The following is a 19,813-nucleotide window of genomic DNA, read 5'->3' on the forward strand; positions in this document are numbered from 1 at the left end:
AATCACGTACTGCGCCTCATTCACCTACACAGCCGGTGCCGCCGCTCGGACGAGTAGCCCGTCCGGGTGACGCACACGCCTGGCCGGTCGCGGGTCCCGGCCGTTCGCTGCCGGCGGCTTCGGGGCCGCGGCAGCGACCGCTTCACCGCGTGTCAGTCAGCGGCCGGTGCCTCGTACGTTTCAGCCATGCGCCTGCCCACGCGGGCCGTCGTTTCACGCAGCCAGATGTGCGCCGCGTCGTGTGTGTGCACCGGATGCCACCACATCGCCTCGCGCAGCGGCACCGCCTCGTAAGGGGGCTCCACGACGCGCACGGCGGCGAGCGGTGCGAGGAGCCGGGCGAGACGTGCCTGGATCAGGGCGATGCGCCGGGTGCCCGCCACCATCAGCGGCAGCAGCTGGAAACTGTCGACGGACACTTCCACGCGCGGCTCGATGCCGAGCATGCCGAGCTGGCGCACGGCCGGGGCGTCGTAGGTCCTCTGGTAGGTGACCCACGGCAGCCGGCCCAGATCGTCCCGGGTGAGCCGGTCGTCGACGCTCGGATGGCCGTCCGCGACGAGGAAGACCCATGTGTCGTCGTAGAGGTCGGTGGAGGGGAAGCCGCTGATCACGCCGTGCGGCATGAGCAGTCCGTCGGTGGTGCTCAGCAGCGTGGCCGTGTCGTCGACCACGGTGGGCGGGGTCTGGACGAAGCGCAGCCGGATTCCGGGCGCCTCCTCGTGGACCACCCGGGCGAGCTCCGCACCGAACACGGCGACCGCGTAGTCGGATGCGACCAGCTTGAACTCGCGCTTCTCGCTGCCCGGATCGAATTCGGCCTGGCTCGCGAAAAGGCGTTCCACCACTTCGTAGGCGGCGGAAGTCCGTTGCAGGAGGACCTGCCCGAGAGCGGTCAGTTCGTAGTGGCCGCCGACACGGGCAAGGAGTTCGTCGTCGAAGTGGCGGCGCAGCCGGGCCAGCGAAGCGCTCATCGCGGGCTGGCTGAGACCGACGCGCTGCCCGGCCCTGGTGACGTTGCGTTCCTCCAGCAGGGCGCGCAGGGCGACGACGAGGTTCAGGTCGAGGCGGGCCAGATTCACGGGACTTCCCTTGCTGTAAGGCGCTGACCGCAAGGAATAGATGCGATGGATGAAGGCCATCCACGGAATCGATTTCCCTGATTGCGGGTGCCGGGTCCAGATTAGTCGCATCGCAACCAGGAGGACATGTTCGTGAATTCTGCATCCGCGTCCGCGCTCTTCTCAGGCCCGTTCGCGCTGGCCACGCTCTCGGCACCGGACGGACCGCCCTTCCCCGCACTCGTCACGGCGGACGCCCAGGTGCTCGACCTGCGGGCGGTCTTCGGCGACGACGGCCTGTCCATCCGCGGCCTCCTGGAGATCTGGGACACGGCCGCGGCGCGCGTGGCGGCCCTGGCCGAAGACAGCGGGCCGGAGCGCATGCCGCTGGCGGATTTCCGGGTGCATGCTCCGGTCGAGCCGCGCCAGGTGTTCCAGTCCGGCGCCAACTACCGGCAGCACGTCATCGATCTGCATGTCGCGCACCGGGACCCGGCCGACGAGCGCTCCGAGGAGGAGCGGCGCGCCGAGGCCGCGGAGATCATGGACCGTCGGGCGGCCGAGGACCTGCCCTACGTCTTCACCGGTCTGCCGAGTGCGATCACCGGTCCGTACGACGACGTCGTGCTTCCAGCCTGGGCCGAGAAGCCCGACTGGGAGCTGGAGCTCGTCGCGGTCATCGGCCGGCCGGCCCACCGGGTGTCCGCGGAAGAGGCCCTCGACCACATCGCCGGCTACACCATCGCCAACGACCTGACCGACCGGGCCACGGTCTTCCGCCGTGACATGCCGCAGATCGGGACGGACTGGCTGCGCAGCAAGAACGCGCCGGGTTTCACCCCGCTCGGCCCCTGGATCGTGCCCACCGCGTCGATCGCGGACCCCGGCGACCTGCGTCTCGTGCTGAAGCTGAACGGCGAGACCATGCAGGACGAGTCGACCAAGGACATGATCTTCGACGTGGCGCGCGTGGTGTCCTACGCCTCGCAGACGGCCCAACTGCTGCCCGGGGACCTGGTCCTGACAGGCTCCCCGGCCGGCAACGGCATGCACTGGGGCCGGCTGCTGCGCGACGGCGACGTCATGGACGGTTCCGTGACGGGTCTCGGTGTTCAGCGCACCCGCTGTGTCACCGAGGTGTCGTCGTGACTCCCGACCGCCACGACCCCGAAGGGTCGATCGCGCGAGCCGCCCGCGCGTACTCCAACTGGGGCCGCTGGGGCGACGACGACGTGCTCGGCACGCTCAACTTCCTGGACGAGGCGAAGCGGCGCGAAGCGGCCACGCTCGTCCGCCGGGGCGTCAGCTTCTCTCTCGCCCAGAGCTTCGACATGCACGGCCCGCAGAAGGGCTGGCGGCGGCGCACGAATCCGGTGCACACCATGCTCGACACCGGCACCGACGCGGCCCTCGGGCTGCAGGGCTTCCCGCACGGTCTCGGCGGTGCCGACGACGTCATAGCGATGCCGTTGCAGTGCTCGACCCAATGGGACGGGCTCGGCCATATCTTCGACCACGGCAAGGCGTGGAACGGCCGGGACGCGGCGAGGACCGTCACCTCCGAAGGTGACCTGGTCACCGGCATCGAGCACATGGCCCCGCACGTGGCCGGACGCGGCGTGCTCCTGGATGTCGGCCGCACGACCGGTGAGGACGGTGAACTCCCCGACGGCTTCGCCATCACCGGGGAACATCTGACAGGAACCGCGGAGGCGCAGGGTGTGGCTGTCGGCCGCGGCGACATCGTGCTGATTCGTACCGGACAGCTCGCCCGCGCCCGCCGCGACGGCTGGGGCGACTACGCAGGCGGCCCGGCTCCCGGCCTGTCCTTCACTACGGCGGGCTGGCTGCACGGCACCGAGATCGCCGCGATCGCCACCGATACCTGGGGTTTCGAGGTCCGGCCCAACGAGTTCGACGTCGCGTTCCAGCCGCTGCACCAGGTCGCCATCCCCAACATCGGCCTTCTGATAGGTGAGATGTGGGACCTGGAGGCACTCGCCGAGGACTGCGCGGCCGACGGCGCGTACGAGTTCCTGCTCACCGCCGCGCCCCTCCCCATCACCGGCGCGGTCGGCTCCCCCGTCAACCCGATCGCCGTCAAGTAGACACAGGAACAAGGGAGTTCCACCATGATTGAAGCCCCAACGGTCCTGGTGATCGGTGGCGGCGCGGCCGGAAACGCCGTGACGCTCCTCTTGCGGCGTGCCGGAATCGACGTGGACCTGATCGAGGCCAAGGACGACTGGAACGCCACCGCCGGCTCCGGCATCACGCTGCAGGGCAACGCCCTGCGGGTGCTGCGCGAACTGGGTGTGTGGGAGCAGGTGAAGGCGTCCGGCCACTGCTTCGGCTCGGTCGGCATCACCACCCCCGACGGAACCGTGCTGCACGTGCAGGACGACATCCGCAGCGGCGGCGACGACCTCCCCGCCACCGTCGGCATGCAGCGGCCGCGGCTCCAGCGCATCCTGATCGACGCCGTGCGCGCCAGTGGCGCCTCCGTCCGGCTGGGCATCACCGCCGAGATCCTGGACCAGGACGCAGACGGTGTCCGCGTCCGCTTCAGTGACGGCTCGGAGGGCCGCTACGGCCTGGTGATCGCCGCCGACGGTCTCGGCTCCGCCACCCGTGCGTCCATCGGCATCACGGCAAGGCCCGAACCGACCGGCATGGCCATCTGGCGGATCGCCGCCCCGCGCCCGGCCGGAGTGTCCCGTACGGACCTCGCCTACGGCGGTCCGGCCTACATCGCCGGCTACTGCCCCACCGGCGACAGCACCCTGTACGCCTACGTCGTCGAGGCCAACCGCGACCGTGCCTCGATCCCGCCGGAGTCGTACGCCGACGAGATGCGCCGGCTGGCCTCCGCCTACGGCGGCTTCTGGCCGGAGATCACCGAGCACATCACCGACCCGGCCGAGGTCAACTACACCTGGTTCGACCGGATGCTGGTGGAGGGGTCCTGGCATCGCGGGCGCGTCGTGCTGATCGGTGACGCGGCGCACTGCTGCCCGCCCACGCTCGCCCAGGGTGCCGCCCTGTCGCTGGAGGACGCGTGGGTCCTCGCACAGTTGCTGACCGGGTCCAAGACGTGGGACGACGCGCTGTTCCGGACGTACTACGAGCGACGGATCACCCGGGTCCGCCCGGTGGTCGAGGCGTCCGTGCGGATCGGGCAGTGGCAGCTCGACGGAGTACGCGACGCGGACGTACCCGGCCTGATGGGCCGCACCATGATGATGCTCCGGGAGCTGCCGTGACCGCGCCCACCGTCGATGTGCACGCGCACGTCCTCCTCCCGGAGGTCGAGGCGCTGGTGGCCGGTCTGCCCGGCCTGTCCGGAGCCAGGGAACTCGACGCCCGGCGCAACGGCGCCCAGGCGCTCGCCGTGAGCGGTCCCATGGTGCGTGAACGGATCCCGGCACTGACGGACGCCGCCGTGCGCCTTGCGGCGATGGACCGTCAGGGCGTCGACGTGCAGCTGGTCAGCCCGTCCCCGTCGCACTACCACTACTGGGCGGACGAGGAGACGGCCGGGAAGGTCTGCCGGCTGGCCAACGAGGCAACCGCGGCACACTGCGCGGCAGCCCCGGACCGGCTGCGCGGCCTGGGACTCGTACCGCTCCAGCACCCGCACCTGGCCGTCGAAGCCCTCGACGACGCCCTGGGACGCGGGCTCCTCGGGATCGAGATCTCCAGTCACGCACCGGGGCGCGAGCTGTCCGATCCGGCGTACGAACCCTTGTGGGCACGGGCGGAGGAGAGCGGCGCGGTGGTGTTCCTGCACCCCTTCGGGTGCACGCTCGACGAGCGCCTGGACCGGTGGTACCTGTCCAACACCGTCGGCCAGCCCACGGAGAACGCGGTCGCGCTCTCCCACCTCATCTTCTCGGGGGTGCTCGACCGCCACCCGGGACTGAAGGTGATCGCCGCGCACGGCGGCGGCTATCTGCCCACCCACACCGGACGCTCCGACCACGCCTGGTCCACCCGCCCCGACGCCGGGGCCGGCTGCGCCCGCCTGCCCAGCAGCTATCTCAAGCAGCTGTACTTCGACTCGCTCGTCCACGACCCGCACGTCCTGCGCGAACTGGTCCGCGTCGCCGGGGCCGGCCGGGTGCTCCTCGGCTCGGACTTCCCCTTCGACATGGGCAGCGAGGACCCGGTCGGCGCACTGCGCGCCGCACGGCTCACCGATTCCGATTTCCACGCCGTCCGGGGCGGCAACGCCGCCGCCCTCCTCCGGAAGGACTGACCCATGCGCCTGCTCACTCATCTGCGCCATGTGGACCTGGCCGTACCCGACTACGACAAGCAGCTCGACTTCTACGCCGGAGTGTGGGGACTGACCAAGGTCGCCGAGGACTCCGGGATCTCGTTCCTCGCCGCCGAGGGCTCACCCGAGAGTTACGTCGTACGGCTGCGCAGGGCCGAGGAGAAGCGTCTCGACCTCGTCTCGTACGGTGCCGCGAACCCGGCCGACGTGGACACCCTCGCCGAGCGGCTGCTGGCCGGGGGCGTGGAACTCATCACCCGGCCCGGGAAGGTGGACACCCCGGGCGGCGGGTACGGCTTCCGCTTCTTCGACGTCGACGGACGCACCATCGAGGTCTCCGCCGACGTCGAGGTACGACAGCACCGCCGGATCGAGGAGAAGGAGGCGATCCCGGTCAAGCTGTCCCACGTCGTCGTCAACTCCCCCGATCTCAACCGCACGCGCGAGTGGTACGAGCGCCACCTCGGCTTCGCCCTCTCCGACACCCTCAGCTCACCGCACATGGGCGAGGTCATGCACTTCATGCGGATCAGCAACCAGCACCACTCGATGGCCATCGCCCAGGGCCCGCACACCGCCCTGCACCACGTCTCCTTCGAGATGCGCGGCATCGACGAGTACATGCGGGGCTCCGGCCGGGTCATGCGAGCCGGCTTCAAGAAGATCTGGGGCCCCGGCCGCCACATGGCGGGCGACAACACGTTCACGTACTTCCTCGACCCGCACGGCAACACCGTCGAATACACCACCGAGCTGGAGAACCTCGACGAGGACACCTGGCACCCGCACGTCTACGACTTCTCCAAGCCCGAAGTCACCGACCAGTGGGGCACCGCCAACGCGATGAACGAGATCGTCGCCAAGGAGTCGTTCAACGACCCCGACCGCGGCGTGTTCGTCGCCCCGCCCGTCTGATCGGCCGAACCCGGGGCACGGCGGCACAGCCCCTGCCCAACGCACCCCGCCGTGCCCCGGGAACACCCCTCCCCCGTCCCCTCTCCCCTGACCCCACTTCGCTGGAGCCGCACCATGCGCTTCGCCGCTTACGACAGTCCGCACGGCCACCGGGTGGCCGTCGTGGAAGAGGACGGCACACTCTTCCCCCTGCCCGGCGTCATGTCTCTGACCGCGCTGCTCGCGGAGACCGACGGGCTGCCCGGCCTGCTCGCCGCAGGCGCGGCGGTACTCGATGTGCCTGCCGGGCCCCATGTGTCCCAGGTACGGCCGCTGTCCCCTCTCCAGCCCACCTCGGTACGCGACTTCGTCACCTTCGAGGAGCACGTCGAAGGCGTGCGCCGATCGATCGATGGCGTCACCGGGGTGCCCGACGAGTGGTATGCGGCACCGACCTTCTACTTCACCAATCCGCACGCGATCTACGGACCCCGGGACGGGATCCCGGTGCCGCCCGGCTCCGCAGTTCTCGACTTCGAACTCGAAGTGGGAGCCGTCATCGGCCGCGAAGGCCGCGACCTCACACCGGAACGGGCCCGCGACCACATCGTGGGCTACACCGTCTTCAACGACTGGTCCGCACGCGATCTCCAGTCCGCCGAGATGAAGGTCGGCCTCGGCCCGTGCAAGGGCAAGGACACCGCCACCACCCTCGGCCCCTACCTCGTGACGGCCGACGAACTGGAGCCCCACCGCGACGCCGAAGGCTTCCTGCGGCTCGCCCTCACCGCCAAGGTCAACGGGGAGACCGTCGGCGAGGACCTGCTCTCCAACATGAGCTGGACCTTCGAGGAGATGACCGCCTACGCCTCCCGCGGCACCCGCGTCGTACCGGGCGACGTCCTCGGCTCGGGCACCTGCGGCAACGGCGGCTGCCTCGCCGAACTCTGGGGCCTGCGCGGCGAGCAGACCCCACCCCCGTTGCGGCCCGGTGACACCGTGAGCCTGACCGTCGAGGGCATCGGCACGCTCACCAACACCGTGGTCCCCGGTGCGGAACGCCTCCCGCTGCCCGCCGGCCGGCGCCGCAACCGGGAGCGTCCGTGACCACCCGTCCCCCGACGGGACTGCTCGGCAAGGTGATCGTCGTCACCGGCGCTGCCCGTGGTCAGGGCGCCGCCGAGGCCGCAGCCCTGGCCCGCGAGGGCGGCCACGTCATCGCCACGGCTGTCGACCCCGGGGAGAGCTGCCGCGATCTGGACGTCACCAGCGAGAAGAACTGGGCCGGTCGCGTACACGACGAGCAAGTGGGCACTGCGAGGCCTCTCGAAGGCCGCACGCTGAGCTCGGCCCCCGCGGTATCCGTGCAGGCCTCAGGACATGCTGCCCCGGCACACCGTCCCCGGGGCCGGCGTGCGGCCTGTCCGGAGGTAGCGGTCGACCGTCTCGGTGACGCAGCGGTTCTGCGGGTACGTACCGTGGCCCTCCTCCTCGGCGGTCAGGAGCACGCCGACGCCGTCCCCCAGGGCGCGGACCATGTGGCGGGCGCCGGGGTAGGGGGTCGTCGGATCGCCGGTGCCGCCGACCACCAGGACGGGGGCCGCACCGTCGGCCTTCACCTGGGGCGTGGCGCGCTCGCCGTCGAACGGCCAGTTGTAACAGAGGTAGACGCCGGTGGACCAGGCCGCGCCGAAGACGGGTGAGGCGGCTTCGATGCGGGCCACGTCCCTGTCGATGTCTTCGAAACCGGGGCGCAGGCTGGAGTCCGCGCAGGTGATCGCGGTCCGGGCGGCGCGGCTGTTGTCGCCCGGAGCCTCTGCCCGGTCGGCGGAGCCGATGTCCTCCGCGCCCTCACTCAGGGGACGGCCGTCGTTGTGGTCGATCAGCGCCGTGAGCGCCTTGGCGAGCGGTGGCCAGCCGTCTGTGCCGAGGTCGAGATGGCCGCTGACGGCGTACGCGAGTCCGTCGGCGTCGAGCTTCCTGCCGCCGCCGGCCGGGGCGGGCTTCTTCTCCAGGCGGTCGGCCAGGCTCGCCATGCGCCGCGCGGCCTCCTCGGGCCCGTCGCCGGTCGGGCAGTTGCGGATACGGGACGCGCAGTGCGCGGCGAACCGGTCGAACGCCGCCTGGACCGCCTTGACCTGCGACACCCGCTCCTCGTCGAGGTTCTCGGTCGGATCGACGGACGCTTCGAGGACGAGCCGCCCGACGTGCGACGGGTACAGGTGGGCGTAGACCGCGCCGAGCGACGTTCCGTACGAGACACCGAAGTAGTTCAGCCGCTTGTCGCCGAGGAGGTAGCGCATCAGGTCGAGGTCGCGCGCGGTGTGCGAGGTGCCGATGTACGGGAGGAGCGCCCCGGAGTGCCGGGCGCAGGCGTCGGCCCCGTCGTAGCCGGTGTCCTCCGCGGTCTTCCCGCAGCGCACGGGGATGGTCGCGCCGACGCCGCGCGGGTCGAAGGAGACCAGGTCGTAGCGGTCGAGGAGCGGCTTGTACTGGTTGAGGAACTGGGGCAGTCCGCTCACGCCGGACACGCCGGGGCCGCCGAAGTTGAGGACGAGCGAGCCGATGCGCCGGGAGTTCGGACCGGTGGCCTTGCGGCGGATCAGGGCGACGTCGATCGTCCTGCCGTCCGGTTTCCGGTAGTCGAGCGGGGCCTTCATGACGGCGCAGTCGTAACCCGTGCGCGCCGTGGACGGCGAGGTGCAGCGGGACCAGCGGAGGTGCTGGCCGGTGGTGAGCGCGGCGGGCAGACCGCCGGGCGGGTTGTTCGCGGTGAACTCCGTGCGCGGCTCCGCACTCCGGCCGGGAGCGTCGTGCTGGAGCCAGGCACCGACCGCCCCTGCCGCGGCGAGGAGGACCCCGGCGATGATGATGGCACCTCCCGAGAGGCCCGGTCTGCGGCTTCGTATCGGATGTGCGTCACTCATCGAATTCCCCGCGCTCCCGCCCCTGGACGCCTGGCCCGTGCCGGCGTACCCGTACTCGTACTTCACGTCGTACTCGTGATCGTCCGATCGTCGAATGAGTGCAGAGTACAAGCCGGCCCCGCCCGCCCCGGCTTCCCGGGCAGGACGCCGGTTCTCGCCCCCGGCGCTACACGGTGTCCGAGCGAGCCCGAGTGAGACGGATCATGGTGCGGTAAGTAACGCTCCAGCTAATGTTCGCCCCCACCCCGGGCAACCGCTCAAGATCTGGCCGGGCACCGGGGCAGCCCGGAATCGGTCTGCCCACGTCCTCCGCCGAAGCCCGCACCGGCCGTTCACTCCGGCTCACAGGAACAGGTCCCGCGGGCAGTCAGCCGGCGGGTGCGAACAGCTCCAGGGCGATGTCATCGGGGTCCCGGAACTCCAGGATGTACCCGGCCCCGATGTCCTTGATCTCCTCGTGCGGGACCCCGAGCTCGTCGAGCCGACGTACCGCGGCCTCCAGGTCGGCTCGGCCGTCCACGCCGAAACTGACGTGGTCGAGGCCCACCCGGTCCTCGTCGAAGCGGTCCGTGGCGACCGGTCGCAGGCCGAAGAGCGAGTCCCCGAGCCGGTAGATCACTCCCCCGAAGAGGAAGGAGAGCTGTTCGCGGGTCTCCTCGTCCGCGTCGGGCGGAAGGTCGAAGGCCACCGGGAGACCCAGGACCGCGTCGTAGAAGGCACGGGAGCGGTCGATGTCCGTCACCGTAAGTCGCACATGAGCGTAGCCGCGGGGCTGGATCGTCATGCCCTCATCCTGCACCCTGGCCTGCCCGGGGCTCCGTACCCGCCGCCCCGTGTCCGCGCCCGTCGCGGATCAGGTGCCGGCGGTCCGCCTCCGCCATCCGCTGCGTGCGCTTTCGAGTGAAGTCCCAGCGTGTTCCGGCCGATTCCGTCCCGGCGAGCAACAATTTGCGTTCACGCTCGATCGGGACGACCGCAGCCTCCGGGAGATCGCCGTGCACATTCTGCTTGTCGCGAGCGGATTCAACAGTCTCACCCAACGTGTTCAGGCCGAGCTGAGGGACCACGGGCACTCCGTCGCCGTGCAGCTCGCGCACGGGGACGACGCTGTCCGGGAGGCCGTGCGCCGGGAGTGCCCGGCCCTTGTCGTGGCCCCGTACCTCAAGACGGCGCTGCCGAGGGACGTGTGGTCGGCTCACACCTGTCTCATCGTCCATCCCGGGCCGGTCGGCGACCGGGGGCCCTCCTCCCTCGACTGGGCCGTCACCGACGGCGAGAGCAATTGGGGCGTGACCGTCCTGCAGGCCAATGCGGAGATGGATGCGGGCGACGTCTGGGCGACCGTTTCCTGCTCGCTGCCCCCGGTGGGCAAGAGCGACCTGTACCGCAACGAGGTCTCGGACGCCGCCGTGGAGGCGGTGCTCCTGGCGGTCGGGCGCTTCGCGTCCGGAACGTACGCCCCGGCTCCACAGCCCTCCGGCCCCGGCGAGGGCTGCCGCCCCCTGATGCGCCAGGCCTCGCGCCGCATCGACTGGCGGTCGGACTCCACCGCGACGGTGGTCCGCAAGCTCAGGGCGGCGGACTCCCAGCCGGGCGTCCTCGACGAACTGCTCGGCGGCGAGTGGTTCCTGCACGGCGGGCATCCCGAGCCGCGGCTGAGCGGACAGCCGGGGGAACTGCTGGCCACCCGGGACGGCGCGGTCTGCCGGGCGACCACCGACGGCGCGGTGTGGATCCCCGAGCTGCGGGCCCGGCGTGCGCCGGGCGGTCCTGTCACCTTCAAGCTCCCCGCGACTTCTGCGCTGGCCGGGCGGCTGTCCGGCGTGCCGGAGCTGCCGGCTCCGCTGCACAGGACGGGGCACGAGGACGTCTGGTCCGAGATCGGCTACCGGGAGGAGGCCGGGACCGGCTTCCTGTCGTTCTCGTTCCGCGGGGGCGCGATGAGCACGGAGCAGTGCCGACGCCTGCTGCGCGCCTACCGGTTCGCCTGCTCCCGGCCCACCTCGGTGCTGGTCGTCGGCGGTGGCCGGGACTTCTTCTCCAACGGCATCCACCTCAACGTGATCGAGGCGTCGTCCGATCCCGGAGCCGAGTCCTGGGCCAACATCAACGCCATGGACGACCTGGTGGAGGCCGTTCTGACCACCACGGACCGGCTCGTCGTCTCCGCCCTGTCCGGAAATGCCGCGGCGGGCGGCGTGATGCTGGCGCTGGCCGCCGACGAGGTGTGGTGCAGGGCGGGCGCGGTACTCAATCCGCACTACCGGCTCATGGGGCTGTACGGGTCGGAGTACTGGACGTACTCGCTGCCGCGGCGCGTGGGGGCGGCGGCAGCCGACCGGCTCATGCGGGAGGCTCTGCCGGTCAGCTCCGCGGCGGCCTGCCGGCTCGGGCTGATCGACAGGGTGATCGCGTGCGACCCTCAGTCGTTCGACTCCGAGGTCGGGGCCCTAGCCTCGCACCTGGCCGCGCTGCCCGCGACGCAGTCCCGTATCAACGCGAAGAAGGCGGAGCGGGACCGGGTCGATCCGGCTCCGTACCGCGAGGCCGAACTCGTGCGCATGCACCGCATCTTCATGGACCCGGACCATGAGTATCACCGGCTGCGCCGGGCCTTCGTACTCAAGGAACGCCTGGCGCCCGGCACCGCTGTTCGGTAGTCCCCACGTTCCCCGCGTTCCCCGCGTTCTCGGGGGGCGTAGCGGCCTGGAGGCCGGCGGCGGGCAGCTAGCGCGCTTCCGCCAGCCAGTCGTACCACTGGGCCAGGCCCTCGCCGGTGGTCGCGGAGAGCGTCAGCACCCGTACGTCCGGGTTCACCGAGCGCGCGTGCCTGGTGCACTGTTCGACGTCGAAGTCGACGTACGGCAGCAGATCGGCCTTGTTGATCAGGATCAGATCGGCGGCGGCGAACATGTACGGGTACTTCAGCGGTTTGTCCGTGCCCTCGGTGACCGAGATGATCACGACCTTGGCGCTCTCCCCCAGGTCGAACATCGCCGGGCACACCAGGTTCCCGACGTTCTCGACCATGAGAAGTGCGCCCTCGGCCGGGGAGAGCGCCGTGAGCGCGTCCCGCATCATCTCCGCGTCGAGGTGGCACCCGGCACCGGTGTTCACCTGGACGACGGGACAGCCGGTGCGCCTGATGCGTTCGGCGTCGAGTCCGGTCTCCTGGTCGCCCTCGATGACGGCCACCGGCCGCCGGCCGGCGAGGTCGGTGAGGGTGCGCTCCAGCAGGGTGGTCTTGCCGGCTCCGGGCGAGCTCATCATGTTCACGGCCACGATGCCGCGGCTGGTCATCAGGGCGCGGTTACGCTCGGCGACGAGGTCGTTCTTGGCGAGGACCTTCTGCTCGACGGTGATCGTCTCACCGCTGCCGTTCGGGTGCCGGCGCTCGGGCGGATGAGGGTGTTCGTGGGGATGCGGATGCCCGTGATCAGGTGCATCATCCTCGCGCAGCATCACGATCCTGGTCCCGCCGGACTCCTCGGAACAGCCGCAGGTACCGCACATGGGTCAGCCCACCTTCATGGAAACGATCTGCAGTTCCTGTCCCGATGTGATCTCCACATCCGCGCTGCCGCAGGGACACAGCAGAATTGAGTCGGTCAGGGCGAATTCGCCGGCACAGGTGCGGCAGCGGCCGGCGCCGGCTTTCCGGTCGATCTCCAACTCCGCCCCCTCGGCCGCCGTCCCCTCCGTGATCAGGCCGAAGCAGAACCGCATCGAGTCCGGCACCACGGCGGTGAGCGCTCCGACACGGACCCGGACCGAGAGGACCGGACGCCCCTCGGCGCGTTCGCACACCGCGTCGACGACGCTCTGCGTGATGGCCAGCTCGTGCACCGGTGCCTCGTCCTTCCGCGGGTGGCTCCGACCGTAGGGCCACGACGGGGCTGTGAGGCCGTCCGACCGGACCGGCCCAGGCCGGATCACCCGAGCGGACCACCACGTGCCGTCATTCGGCTCCCGTACGTGAGCCGGAGCGGCGAGTTCGCCGTGTTGCCGAAGCACTCGAATCGGGGCGTGATGGTAGCAATGTGCGCATACCCATCCGTGGGGGCCGATGGCCGGTTGGCCGTCATCCTGAAAGGCGGCACTGCCATGCCGACAGAGGAAGCGGTAAAGGCGGAGGACACACTGATCCACGTGCTGTGGATCAACGCGGGACTGAGCTGTGACGGCGATTCCGTCTCCCTGACCGCCGCCACTCAGCCAAGCATCGAGGAGATCGCACTCGGTGCCCTTCCCGGCCTTCCGCAGGTAGCCGTCCACTGGCCGCTCATCGATTTCGAGTGCGGACCCACCGGCGGCGCCGACGACTTCCTCGAATGGTTCTTCAAGGCCGACCGCGGAGAGCTGGAACCGTTCGTCCTGGTGGTCGAGGGATCCATTCCCAACGAGCAGTTGCACGACGAGGGGTACTGGAGCGGATTCGGCAGCGATCCGGCCACCGGACAGCCGATCACCACGAGTGAGTGGCTCGACCGGCTGGCCCCGAAGGCCACGGCGATCGTCGCGGTCGGCACCTGTGCGACCTACGGCGGCATCCACGCCATGGCGGGCAACCCGACCGGCGCGATGGGGGTCCCCGACTATCTGGGCTGGGACTGGAAGTCCAAGGCCGGCATTCCGATCGTGTGCGTGCCGGGATGCCCGATCCAGCCGGACAACCTGTCGGAGACCCTCACCTACCTGCTGTACATGGCCACCGACCAGGCGCCGATGATCCCGCTCGACGACGCGCTGCGGCCGACCTGGTTGTTCGGGTCGACCGTCCACGAGGGCTGCGACCGGGCCGGGTACTACGAGCAGGCCGACTTCGCGACGGAGTACGGGTCGCCGAAGTGCATCGTCAAGCTGGGCTGCTGGGGTCCCACGGTCAAGTGCAACGTGCCCAAGCGGGGCTGGATGAACGGCATCGGCGGCTGCCCCAACGTCGGCGGCATCTGCATCGGCTGCACCATGCCGGGGTTCCCGGACAAGTTCATGCCGTTCATGGACGAACCTCCCGGCGGGAAGCTCTCGACCAACGCGGTCGGGCTGTACGGGTCGACGATGCGGCGCCTGCGCCACATCACCACCCACACCCTGGACCGCGAACCGAAGTGGCGTAAGCCCGGCAAGGAACTCAGGACCGGCGCCACACGCACCTGGTAACCGACCGCGTATTCACCGCAACGGACAGAAAGATGAGGCGGCGCAATGACCGCGACGCAGCACAAGGGTGCCGGAGGGGGCCGGGGCAAGAACGACCTGGTCGAAATGGCGTGGGATCCCATCACCCGGATCGTCGGCAGCCTGGGCATCTACACGAAGATCGACTTCAAGCAGAAAGTGGTCGCGGAGTGCCACAGCACCAGCTCCATCTTCCGCGGCTATTCGGTCTTCATGAAGGGCAAGGACCCGCGGGACGCGCACTTCATCACGAGCCGCATCTGCGGAATCTGCGGTGACAACCACGCCACGTGTTCCTGTTACGCGCAGAACATGGCGTACGGGGTGAAGCCGCCTCACCTCGGCGAATGGATCGTGAACCTCGGCGAGGCCGCGGAGTACATGTTCGACCACAACATCTTCCAGGAGAACCTGGTCGGGGTCGACTACTGCGAGAAGATGGTCGCGGAGACCAACCCCGGGGTGCTGGAGCAGGCCAACCGCACCCCCTCCCCGCACGCCGACGCGCACGGGTACAAGACCATCGGCGACATCATGCGGTCGCTGAACCCGTTCACCGGCGAGTTCTACCGCGAGGCGCTCCAGGTCAGCCGGATGACCCGGGAGATGTTCTGCCTGATGGAGGGGCGGCACGTCCACCCCTCCACGCTCTATCCGGGCGGCGTCGGAACCGTGGCGACCATCCAGCTGATGACGGACTACATCACCCGGCTCCAGCGGTACGTCGAGTTCATGAAGAAGGTCGTGCCGATGCACGACGACCTCTTCGACTTCTTCTACGAGGCCCTGCCCGGGTACGAGCAGGTCGGCAACCGGCGCATCCTGCTGGGCTGCTGGGGCTCCTTCCAGGACCCGGAGCACTGCAACTTCGAGTACAAGGACATGACCGACTGGGGCCGGAAGATGTACGTCACCCCCGGTGTCGTCGTCGACGGGAAGCTGGTCACCACCGACCTGGTGAAGATCAACCTCGGCATCCGGATCCTGCTCGGTTCGTCGTACTACAACGACTGGGACGAGCAGGAGACCTTCGTCTCCCACGACCCGCTCGGCAATCCGGTCGACCGGCGCCACCCGTGGAACCAGCACACCAACCCGCAGCCGCAGAAGCGGGACCTCGACGACAAGTACAGCTGGGTCATGTCGCCGCGGTGGTTCGACGGCAAGGACTACCTGGCGCTGGACACCGGCGGCGGGCCGCTCGCCCGGCTGTGGACCACCGCGCTGGCCGGTCTGGTCGACATCGGCTACATCCAGGCGACCGGCCACAGCGTCAAGATCAACCTCCCCAAGACCGCGCTCAAGGGCCCGGTGGAGCTGGAGTGGCACGTCCCGAAGTGGAGCAACACCATCGAGCGCAACCGGGCGCGCAGCTACTTCCAGGCGTACGCCGCCGCCTGCGCGCTGCACTTCGCGGAGAAGGCGCTCGCGGAGATCAGGTCGGGGAACACCAAGACCTGGGAGAAGTTCGAGGTGCCCGAGGAGGGTGTCGGCTGCGGCTTCACCGAGGCGGTCCGAGGTGTCCTCTCGCACCACATGGTGATCCGGGACGGGAAGATCGCCAACTACCACCCGTACCCGCCGACTCCGTGGAACGCGAGCCCGCGCGACACCTACGGCACGCCTGGCCCCTACGAGGACGCCGTGCAGGGTCAGCCGATCTTCGAGGAGAACGACCGGGAGAACTTCAAGGGCATCGACATCATGCGCACGGTGCGCAGCTTCGACCCCTGTCTGCCCTGCGGCGTGCACATGTACCTCGGCGAGGGCAAGAAGCTGGAACTCCTGCACTCCCCCACCCAGTCAGCGGGCAGTGAGTGATGGCGCAGGAGGAATCCCCGGCGGCGCCCGACTGGCGGACGACCGGTGACCGCATCGACACCCTGATCGCCGCCAGCGGTTCCGGCGGCGCGGTCGCGCGCGAGCGCAGCGAGGAACTGGTCCGGCTCGTCGCCGACTTCTACGGTGCCGGGCTGGAACGTCTGCTCGACCTCATGCACGAGCAGGGGCGGCTGGACGACGAGGTCCTGGCCGCGCTGGCCGGTGACGACCTGGTGGCCAGTGTCCTGCTGGTGCACGGGCTGCACCCGTACGGTGTGGAGACCCGGGTCGAGCAGGCGCTGGAGAGTGTGCGGCCCTATCTGGGGTCGCACGGCGGTGACGTGGAGCTGCTCGCCGTCACCGACGAGGGTGCCGTCCGGCTGCGGCTGCTGGGCAGTTGTGACGGCTGTCCGTCGTCCTCGGTCACGCTCAAGCTGGCCGTGCAGGGTGCGGTGGAGGCGGCGGCTCCGGAGATCACCTCGATCGAGGTCGAGACGGCGGCCGACGAGGAGGCCGGGGCGTCGGGTCCGCTGGTGCCGGTGGACTCGCTGTTCGCGCGGCTGCACACGGAGACCGGGACGGCCGGCGACGACGGCGCGTCCTGGGAGCCCGTCCCGGAGCTGGCGGAGCTGCAGACCGGCGACGTGGCCCGGGTCGAGGTCGGCAGGGTGCCGGTGGTGGCCTGCCGGGTGGGCTCGGAGCTGTTCGCCTTCGAGGACCGGTGCGCCCGCTGCGAGCGGCCGTTCGAGGGTGCCACGCTGGCGCGAAGGCTGGGCGGCGGGTCCGGGGACGCGGTCCTGCGGTGCGCCGGATGCAGGGCGCACTACGACGTCAAGCGGGCCGGGGTCTGCCTCGACGGGGACGGTGTGCACCTGGCGCCGCTCCCGCTCCTCTCGGACGCTGGATCCGTCTCCGTCTCGGTGCCCGCGGCGGTGGCACCGTGATCCCGGCCGGCCGGTCCGCTTCCCCTGCGTCCACCCTCCTGCGCCTCACCCGTGACCGGCCGGTCGCGGCCGCCGGTGAACGCTGCGAGATGTGCGCGGAGCCGATCGGCGAGAGCCACCCCCATGTGGTGAACCTCGACAGCCGCGCCCTGATGTGCGGCTGCCGGGCCTGCTACCTGCTGTTCACCGACGAGGGGGCGCAGTTGCGCTACCGGGCGGTTCCCGAGCGCTATCTGCACTTCGCGGGTCTGACCGTGGACGGGCGTGCCTGGGACGAGCTGCAGATTCCCGTCGGGCTCGCCTTCCTGTTCCGCAACTCCGTGCAGGACCGCATGGTCGCGTTCTACCCGGGTCCTGCCGGGGCGACGGAGTCGGAACTGCCCCTGGAGGCATGGGAGACAGTCGTCGAGTCGAGCCCGGAGCTCGCCGTGCTGCGTCCCGACGTCGAGGCGCTGCTGATCCGCCGCACCGCGGAGAGCGGCGGCTCGTGCCATCTGGTGCCGATCGATGCCTGCTACGAACTGGTGGGTCAGCTGCGCACGCTGTGGCGCGGGTTCGACGGCGGCTCCGAGGCGCGCACCGCGATGGACGTCTTCTTCGCACAGGTGGCGGACCGCAGCCGGCCCGCTCCGGAGATCGGGGCACCGTGAGCAACTTCGCCTTCTCCGTGCTGGATGTGTTCGCCGAACCGTACGCGGCGGTGCCTCAGCTGACGGCACGGCTGCGGATCGAGGAGCTGACGGGCCAGCATGTCCACGCCGTCGCCCTGCACTGCCAGGTCCGCATCGAGCCTCAGCGCCGGCACTACGACGACGCCGAACAGAGCGGCCTGCAGGCACTTTTCGGTACCCGGGAGCGCTGGACGGACACTCTGAAGCCGTTCCAGTGGATGAGCTGCGACACGACGGTTCAGGGGTTCAGCGGCTCGACCGAGGCCGACCTCGCCCTGCCGTGCACTTACGACTTCGACGTGGTCGGTTCCCGCTATCTGCACGCTCTCGGTGAGGGTTCGGTCCCCCTGGCCCTGATGTTCTCCGGCACGGTGTTCACCCGCGGCAGCAAGGGCTTCGGGGTCGAGCAGGTGCCGTGGGACTGCGAGGCCCGGTATCAGATGCCGGTCGAGGTGTGGCGGCACATGGTGGCGTCGCACTTCCCGAACACCGGCTGGATCAGGCTGGACCACGAGGTGCTGGCACGGTTCGCGGACTTCCGGGCCCGGCGCGGGCTGATCAGCTGGGACGAGACGGTGCAGGCCCTCCTGGCCGAGAGCGACGAGGTGGTCCTGTGAGTCTTGACCAGGTGCGCACGGTCGCGGACGCGGTCCTGTACGAGGGGTACCTCCTGTACCCGTACCGTGCGAGTTCGCACAAGAACAGGTCGCGCTGGCAGTTCGGAGTCCTCGGCCCGCCGCACGCGACGGCGGCGAGCTTCGGCGAGGAACCGGGCATGGAGGCACAGTGCCTCCTCGCTCCGGGCGAGGGGCCCGCGGCGGTCACCGTCCATCTGCGCTTCCTTCAACTGCAGGTCCGCGAGGTGCAGCGCAGGGAAGCGGACGGCAGCCATGTGCCGGTCGAGAAGCTCACCGTCGACGGGGTCTCCGTGATGACCTGGGACGAGGCGGTCGAGAAGGAAATCGTGCTCGCCGCAAAGCCGTTGGCGGAGTCGATGGACGACGTCCACCAGGTCCCGGGCGGCGAGGAGTCGGAGCCGCTCAGCGATGCGAGCGGCGCGGTCGTGGGGCGGATCGTCCGGCGCCGGCTGCCGCTGGCCGTCAGGATCAGGACCGCGAGCGAGGCCGATGACGGCTTCGTCCGGCTGTCGGTGGCGGTGCGCAACGAACACCCGGACACGGTCACGACCAAGGACGCCGCTGTCCGCTCCTCACTGATCGGCGCCCATCTGCTGCTCCGGGCGCACGACGCCGCGTTCGTCTCGCTGCTCGAACCCCCCGCCGCGGCGACGGGCGCCGCCGGCCGTTGCCGGCAGCGCAGGTGCTGGCCCGTGCTGGCCGGTCCGAAGGGCGCGACGGACACGGTGCTCGGCGCGCCCATCATCCTGTACGACTACCCGGAGGTGGCCGAGCAGAGCGCCGGCGCCCTGTTCGACTCGACGGAGATCGACGAGATCCTGACCCTCCGGGTGATGACCATGACGGAGGCGGAGAAGGCGGAGGCGCGGGCCACCGATCCCCGGGCCCGGGAGATCATCGACCGGTGCGACGGGATGTCGCCTGCGGACCTGCAGCAGTTGCACGGTCTGCTGCGCGATCCGCATCCGCCGGCGGCGGCCTCCGCCGCGGCACTCGTGGACCCGGCGGCCGGCGGCCCGGACGCCGAGCACAGCCCCTTCGACACCGCGGGCGCGCCCTGGTGGGATCCGGCGGCCGACGCGTCGGTGCGGCCGGAGAGCGACGCGGTGACGATCGGCGGGGAGCGCGTGGCCAAGGGGGGTCTGGTCCGCGTCCATCCGTCACGGCGCGCCGACGCGCAGGACCTGTTCTTCGCCGGTCAGGTGGCCCGGGTGACCGCGGTTCTCACGGATGTGGACGGCGGTACGCACGTCGCCCTGGTCCTCGTCGACGACCCGGCGGCCGACCTGCACGACTGGTACGGCCGCTACTTCTACTTCGCACCCGACGAGCTGACACCCCTGTCCGCCGAGGAGGCGGCGCAGTACCGAGAGGAGAACCGATCGTGAAGAGCCTGGGCA

Annotated in this window: 18 protein-coding genes and 1 pseudogene; 14 read left to right on the top strand and 5 right to left on the bottom strand. The window is 70.2% G+C overall.

Going from position 1 to position 19,813, the window contains the following annotated elements:
• Positions 1 to 152: 152 nt before the first annotated feature.
• Positions 153 to 1,082, bottom strand: coding sequence for a LysR family transcriptional regulator (locus OG521_03105; GenBank protein ID WUW19823.1), 930 nt, complete (start codon positions 1,080 to 1,082; stop codon positions 153 to 155).
• A gap of 126 nt (positions 1,083 to 1,208) precedes the next feature.
• Here OG521_03105 and OG521_03110 point away from each other — a divergent pair, with 126 nt between their 5' ends.
• The 7 genes and pseudogenes from OG521_03110 to OG521_03140 all read left to right on the top strand — a co-directional run bounded on the left by OG521_03110 (position 1,209) and on the right by OG521_03140 (position 7,520).
• Positions 1,209 to 2,210, top strand: a complete 1,002-nt coding sequence (locus tag OG521_03110; protein WUW19824.1) for a fumarylacetoacetate hydrolase family protein — start codon at positions 1,209 to 1,211, stop codon at positions 2,208 to 2,210.
• Positions 2,207 to 3,169: a cyclase family protein gene (locus OG521_03115; protein ID WUW19825.1), complete on the top strand. Its 963-nt coding sequence runs from the start codon at positions 2,207 to 2,209 to the stop codon at positions 3,167 to 3,169. Before OG521_03110 ends, OG521_03115 begins: the two co-directional genes overlap by 4 nt.
• A 24-nt stretch (positions 3,170 to 3,193) precedes the next feature.
• The gene (locus OG521_03120) at positions 3,194 to 4,324 is read left to right on the top strand and encodes an FAD-dependent oxidoreductase (GenBank protein WUW19826.1); all 1,131 of its coding nucleotides are present in this window, start codon (positions 3,194 to 3,196) and stop codon (positions 4,322 to 4,324) included.
• On the top strand, positions 4,321 to 5,319 hold the full coding sequence (locus OG521_03125) for an amidohydrolase (protein ID WUW19827.1): 999 nt from the start codon (positions 4,321 to 4,323) through the stop codon (positions 5,317 to 5,319). Before OG521_03120 ends, OG521_03125 begins: the two co-directional genes overlap by 4 nt.
• A gap of 3 nt (positions 5,320 to 5,322) precedes the next feature.
• Positions 5,323 to 6,255, top strand: a complete 933-nt coding sequence (locus OG521_03130; GenBank protein WUW19828.1) for a VOC family protein — start codon at positions 5,323 to 5,325, stop codon at positions 6,253 to 6,255.
• A 114-nt stretch (positions 6,256 to 6,369) separates the two neighbouring features.
• Complete coding sequence (locus OG521_03135) at positions 6,370 to 7,341, top strand: fumarylacetoacetate hydrolase family protein (GenBank protein ID WUW19829.1); 972 nt, start codon at positions 6,370 to 6,372, stop codon at positions 7,339 to 7,341.
• Positions 7,338 to 7,520: pseudogene (locus OG521_03140) on the top strand (3-oxoacyl-ACP reductase). Before OG521_03135 ends, OG521_03140 begins: the two are co-directional and overlap by 4 nt.
• Positions 7,521 to 7,607: 87 nt before the next feature.
• On the opposite strand, the gene OG521_03145 reads toward OG521_03140, so the two are convergent.
• Together OG521_03145 and OG521_03150 are read right to left on the bottom strand one after the other, a co-directional pair.
• Positions 7,608 to 9,161 (bottom strand): alpha/beta hydrolase, encoded by a 1,554-nt coding sequence (locus OG521_03145; GenBank protein ID WUW19830.1) that lies wholly within the window; start codon positions 9,159 to 9,161, stop codon positions 7,608 to 7,610.
• Positions 9,162 to 9,528: 367 nt separating this feature from the next.
• On the bottom strand, positions 9,529 to 9,945 hold the full coding sequence (locus OG521_03150; GenBank protein WUW19831.1) for a VOC family protein: 417 nt from the start codon (positions 9,943 to 9,945) through the stop codon (positions 9,529 to 9,531).
• A gap of 211 nt (positions 9,946 to 10,156) precedes the next feature.
• Here OG521_03150 and OG521_03155 point away from each other — a divergent pair, with 211 nt between their 5' ends.
• Positions 10,157 to 11,821 (top strand): hydrogenase maturation protein, encoded by a 1,665-nt coding sequence (locus OG521_03155; GenBank protein WUW19832.1) that lies wholly within the window; start codon positions 10,157 to 10,159, stop codon positions 11,819 to 11,821.
• 67 nt (positions 11,822 to 11,888) lie between these two features.
• Here the strand turns inward: OG521_03155 and hypB are convergent, their stop codons facing one another.
• Together hypB and OG521_03165 are read right to left on the bottom strand one after the other, a co-directional pair.
• Complete coding sequence (gene hypB, locus OG521_03160; protein WUW19833.1) at positions 11,889 to 12,674, bottom strand: hydrogenase nickel incorporation protein HypB; 786 nt, start codon at positions 12,672 to 12,674, stop codon at positions 11,889 to 11,891.
• A gap of 3 nt (positions 12,675 to 12,677) precedes the next feature.
• Complete coding sequence (locus OG521_03165; protein ID WUW19834.1) at positions 12,678 to 13,007, bottom strand: hydrogenase maturation nickel metallochaperone HypA; 330 nt, start codon at positions 13,005 to 13,007, stop codon at positions 12,678 to 12,680.
• A 258-nt stretch (positions 13,008 to 13,265) separates the two neighbouring features.
• Here OG521_03165 and OG521_03170 point away from each other — a divergent pair, with 258 nt between their 5' ends.
• From OG521_03170 to OG521_03195, 6 genes are read left to right on the top strand one after another with little or no spacing between them, the layout of a single operon-like run.
• Entirely contained in the window at positions 13,266 to 14,321 is a 1,056-nt protein-coding gene (locus OG521_03170; GenBank protein WUW19835.1) for a hydrogenase expression protein HypE, read from the top strand.
• 45 nt (positions 14,322 to 14,366) lie between these two features.
• Positions 14,367 to 16,160, top strand: coding sequence for a nickel-dependent hydrogenase large subunit (locus OG521_03175; GenBank protein WUW19836.1), 1,794 nt, complete (start codon positions 14,367 to 14,369; stop codon positions 16,158 to 16,160).
• A complete protein-coding gene (locus tag OG521_03180) occupies positions 16,160 to 17,104 on the top strand; it encodes a NifU family protein (GenBank protein ID WUW19837.1) in 945 nt (314 codons plus the stop codon). The genes OG521_03175 and OG521_03180 overlap by 1 nt, the downstream gene beginning before the upstream one ends.
• The gene (locus tag OG521_03185) at positions 17,101 to 17,754 is read left to right on the top strand and encodes a DUF5947 family protein (GenBank protein WUW19838.1); all 654 of its coding nucleotides are present in this window, start codon (positions 17,101 to 17,103) and stop codon (positions 17,752 to 17,754) included. Before OG521_03180 ends, OG521_03185 begins: the two co-directional genes overlap by 4 nt.
• On the top strand, positions 17,751 to 18,392 hold the full coding sequence (locus tag OG521_03190) for a DUF6084 family protein (GenBank protein WUW19839.1): 642 nt from the start codon (positions 17,751 to 17,753) through the stop codon (positions 18,390 to 18,392). Before OG521_03185 ends, OG521_03190 begins: the two co-directional genes overlap by 4 nt.
• The gene (locus OG521_03195) at positions 18,389 to 19,801 is read left to right on the top strand and encodes a hypothetical protein (GenBank protein WUW19840.1); all 1,413 of its coding nucleotides are present in this window, start codon (positions 18,389 to 18,391) and stop codon (positions 19,799 to 19,801) included. Before OG521_03190 ends, OG521_03195 begins: the two co-directional genes overlap by 4 nt.
• Positions 19,802 to 19,813: the final 12 nt, after the last annotated feature.

Source organism: Streptomyces sp. NBC_01463, from assembly GCA_036227345.1.
In the GTDB taxonomy this organism is placed as follows: Bacteria; Actinomycetota; Actinomycetes; order Streptomycetales; family Streptomycetaceae; genus Streptomyces.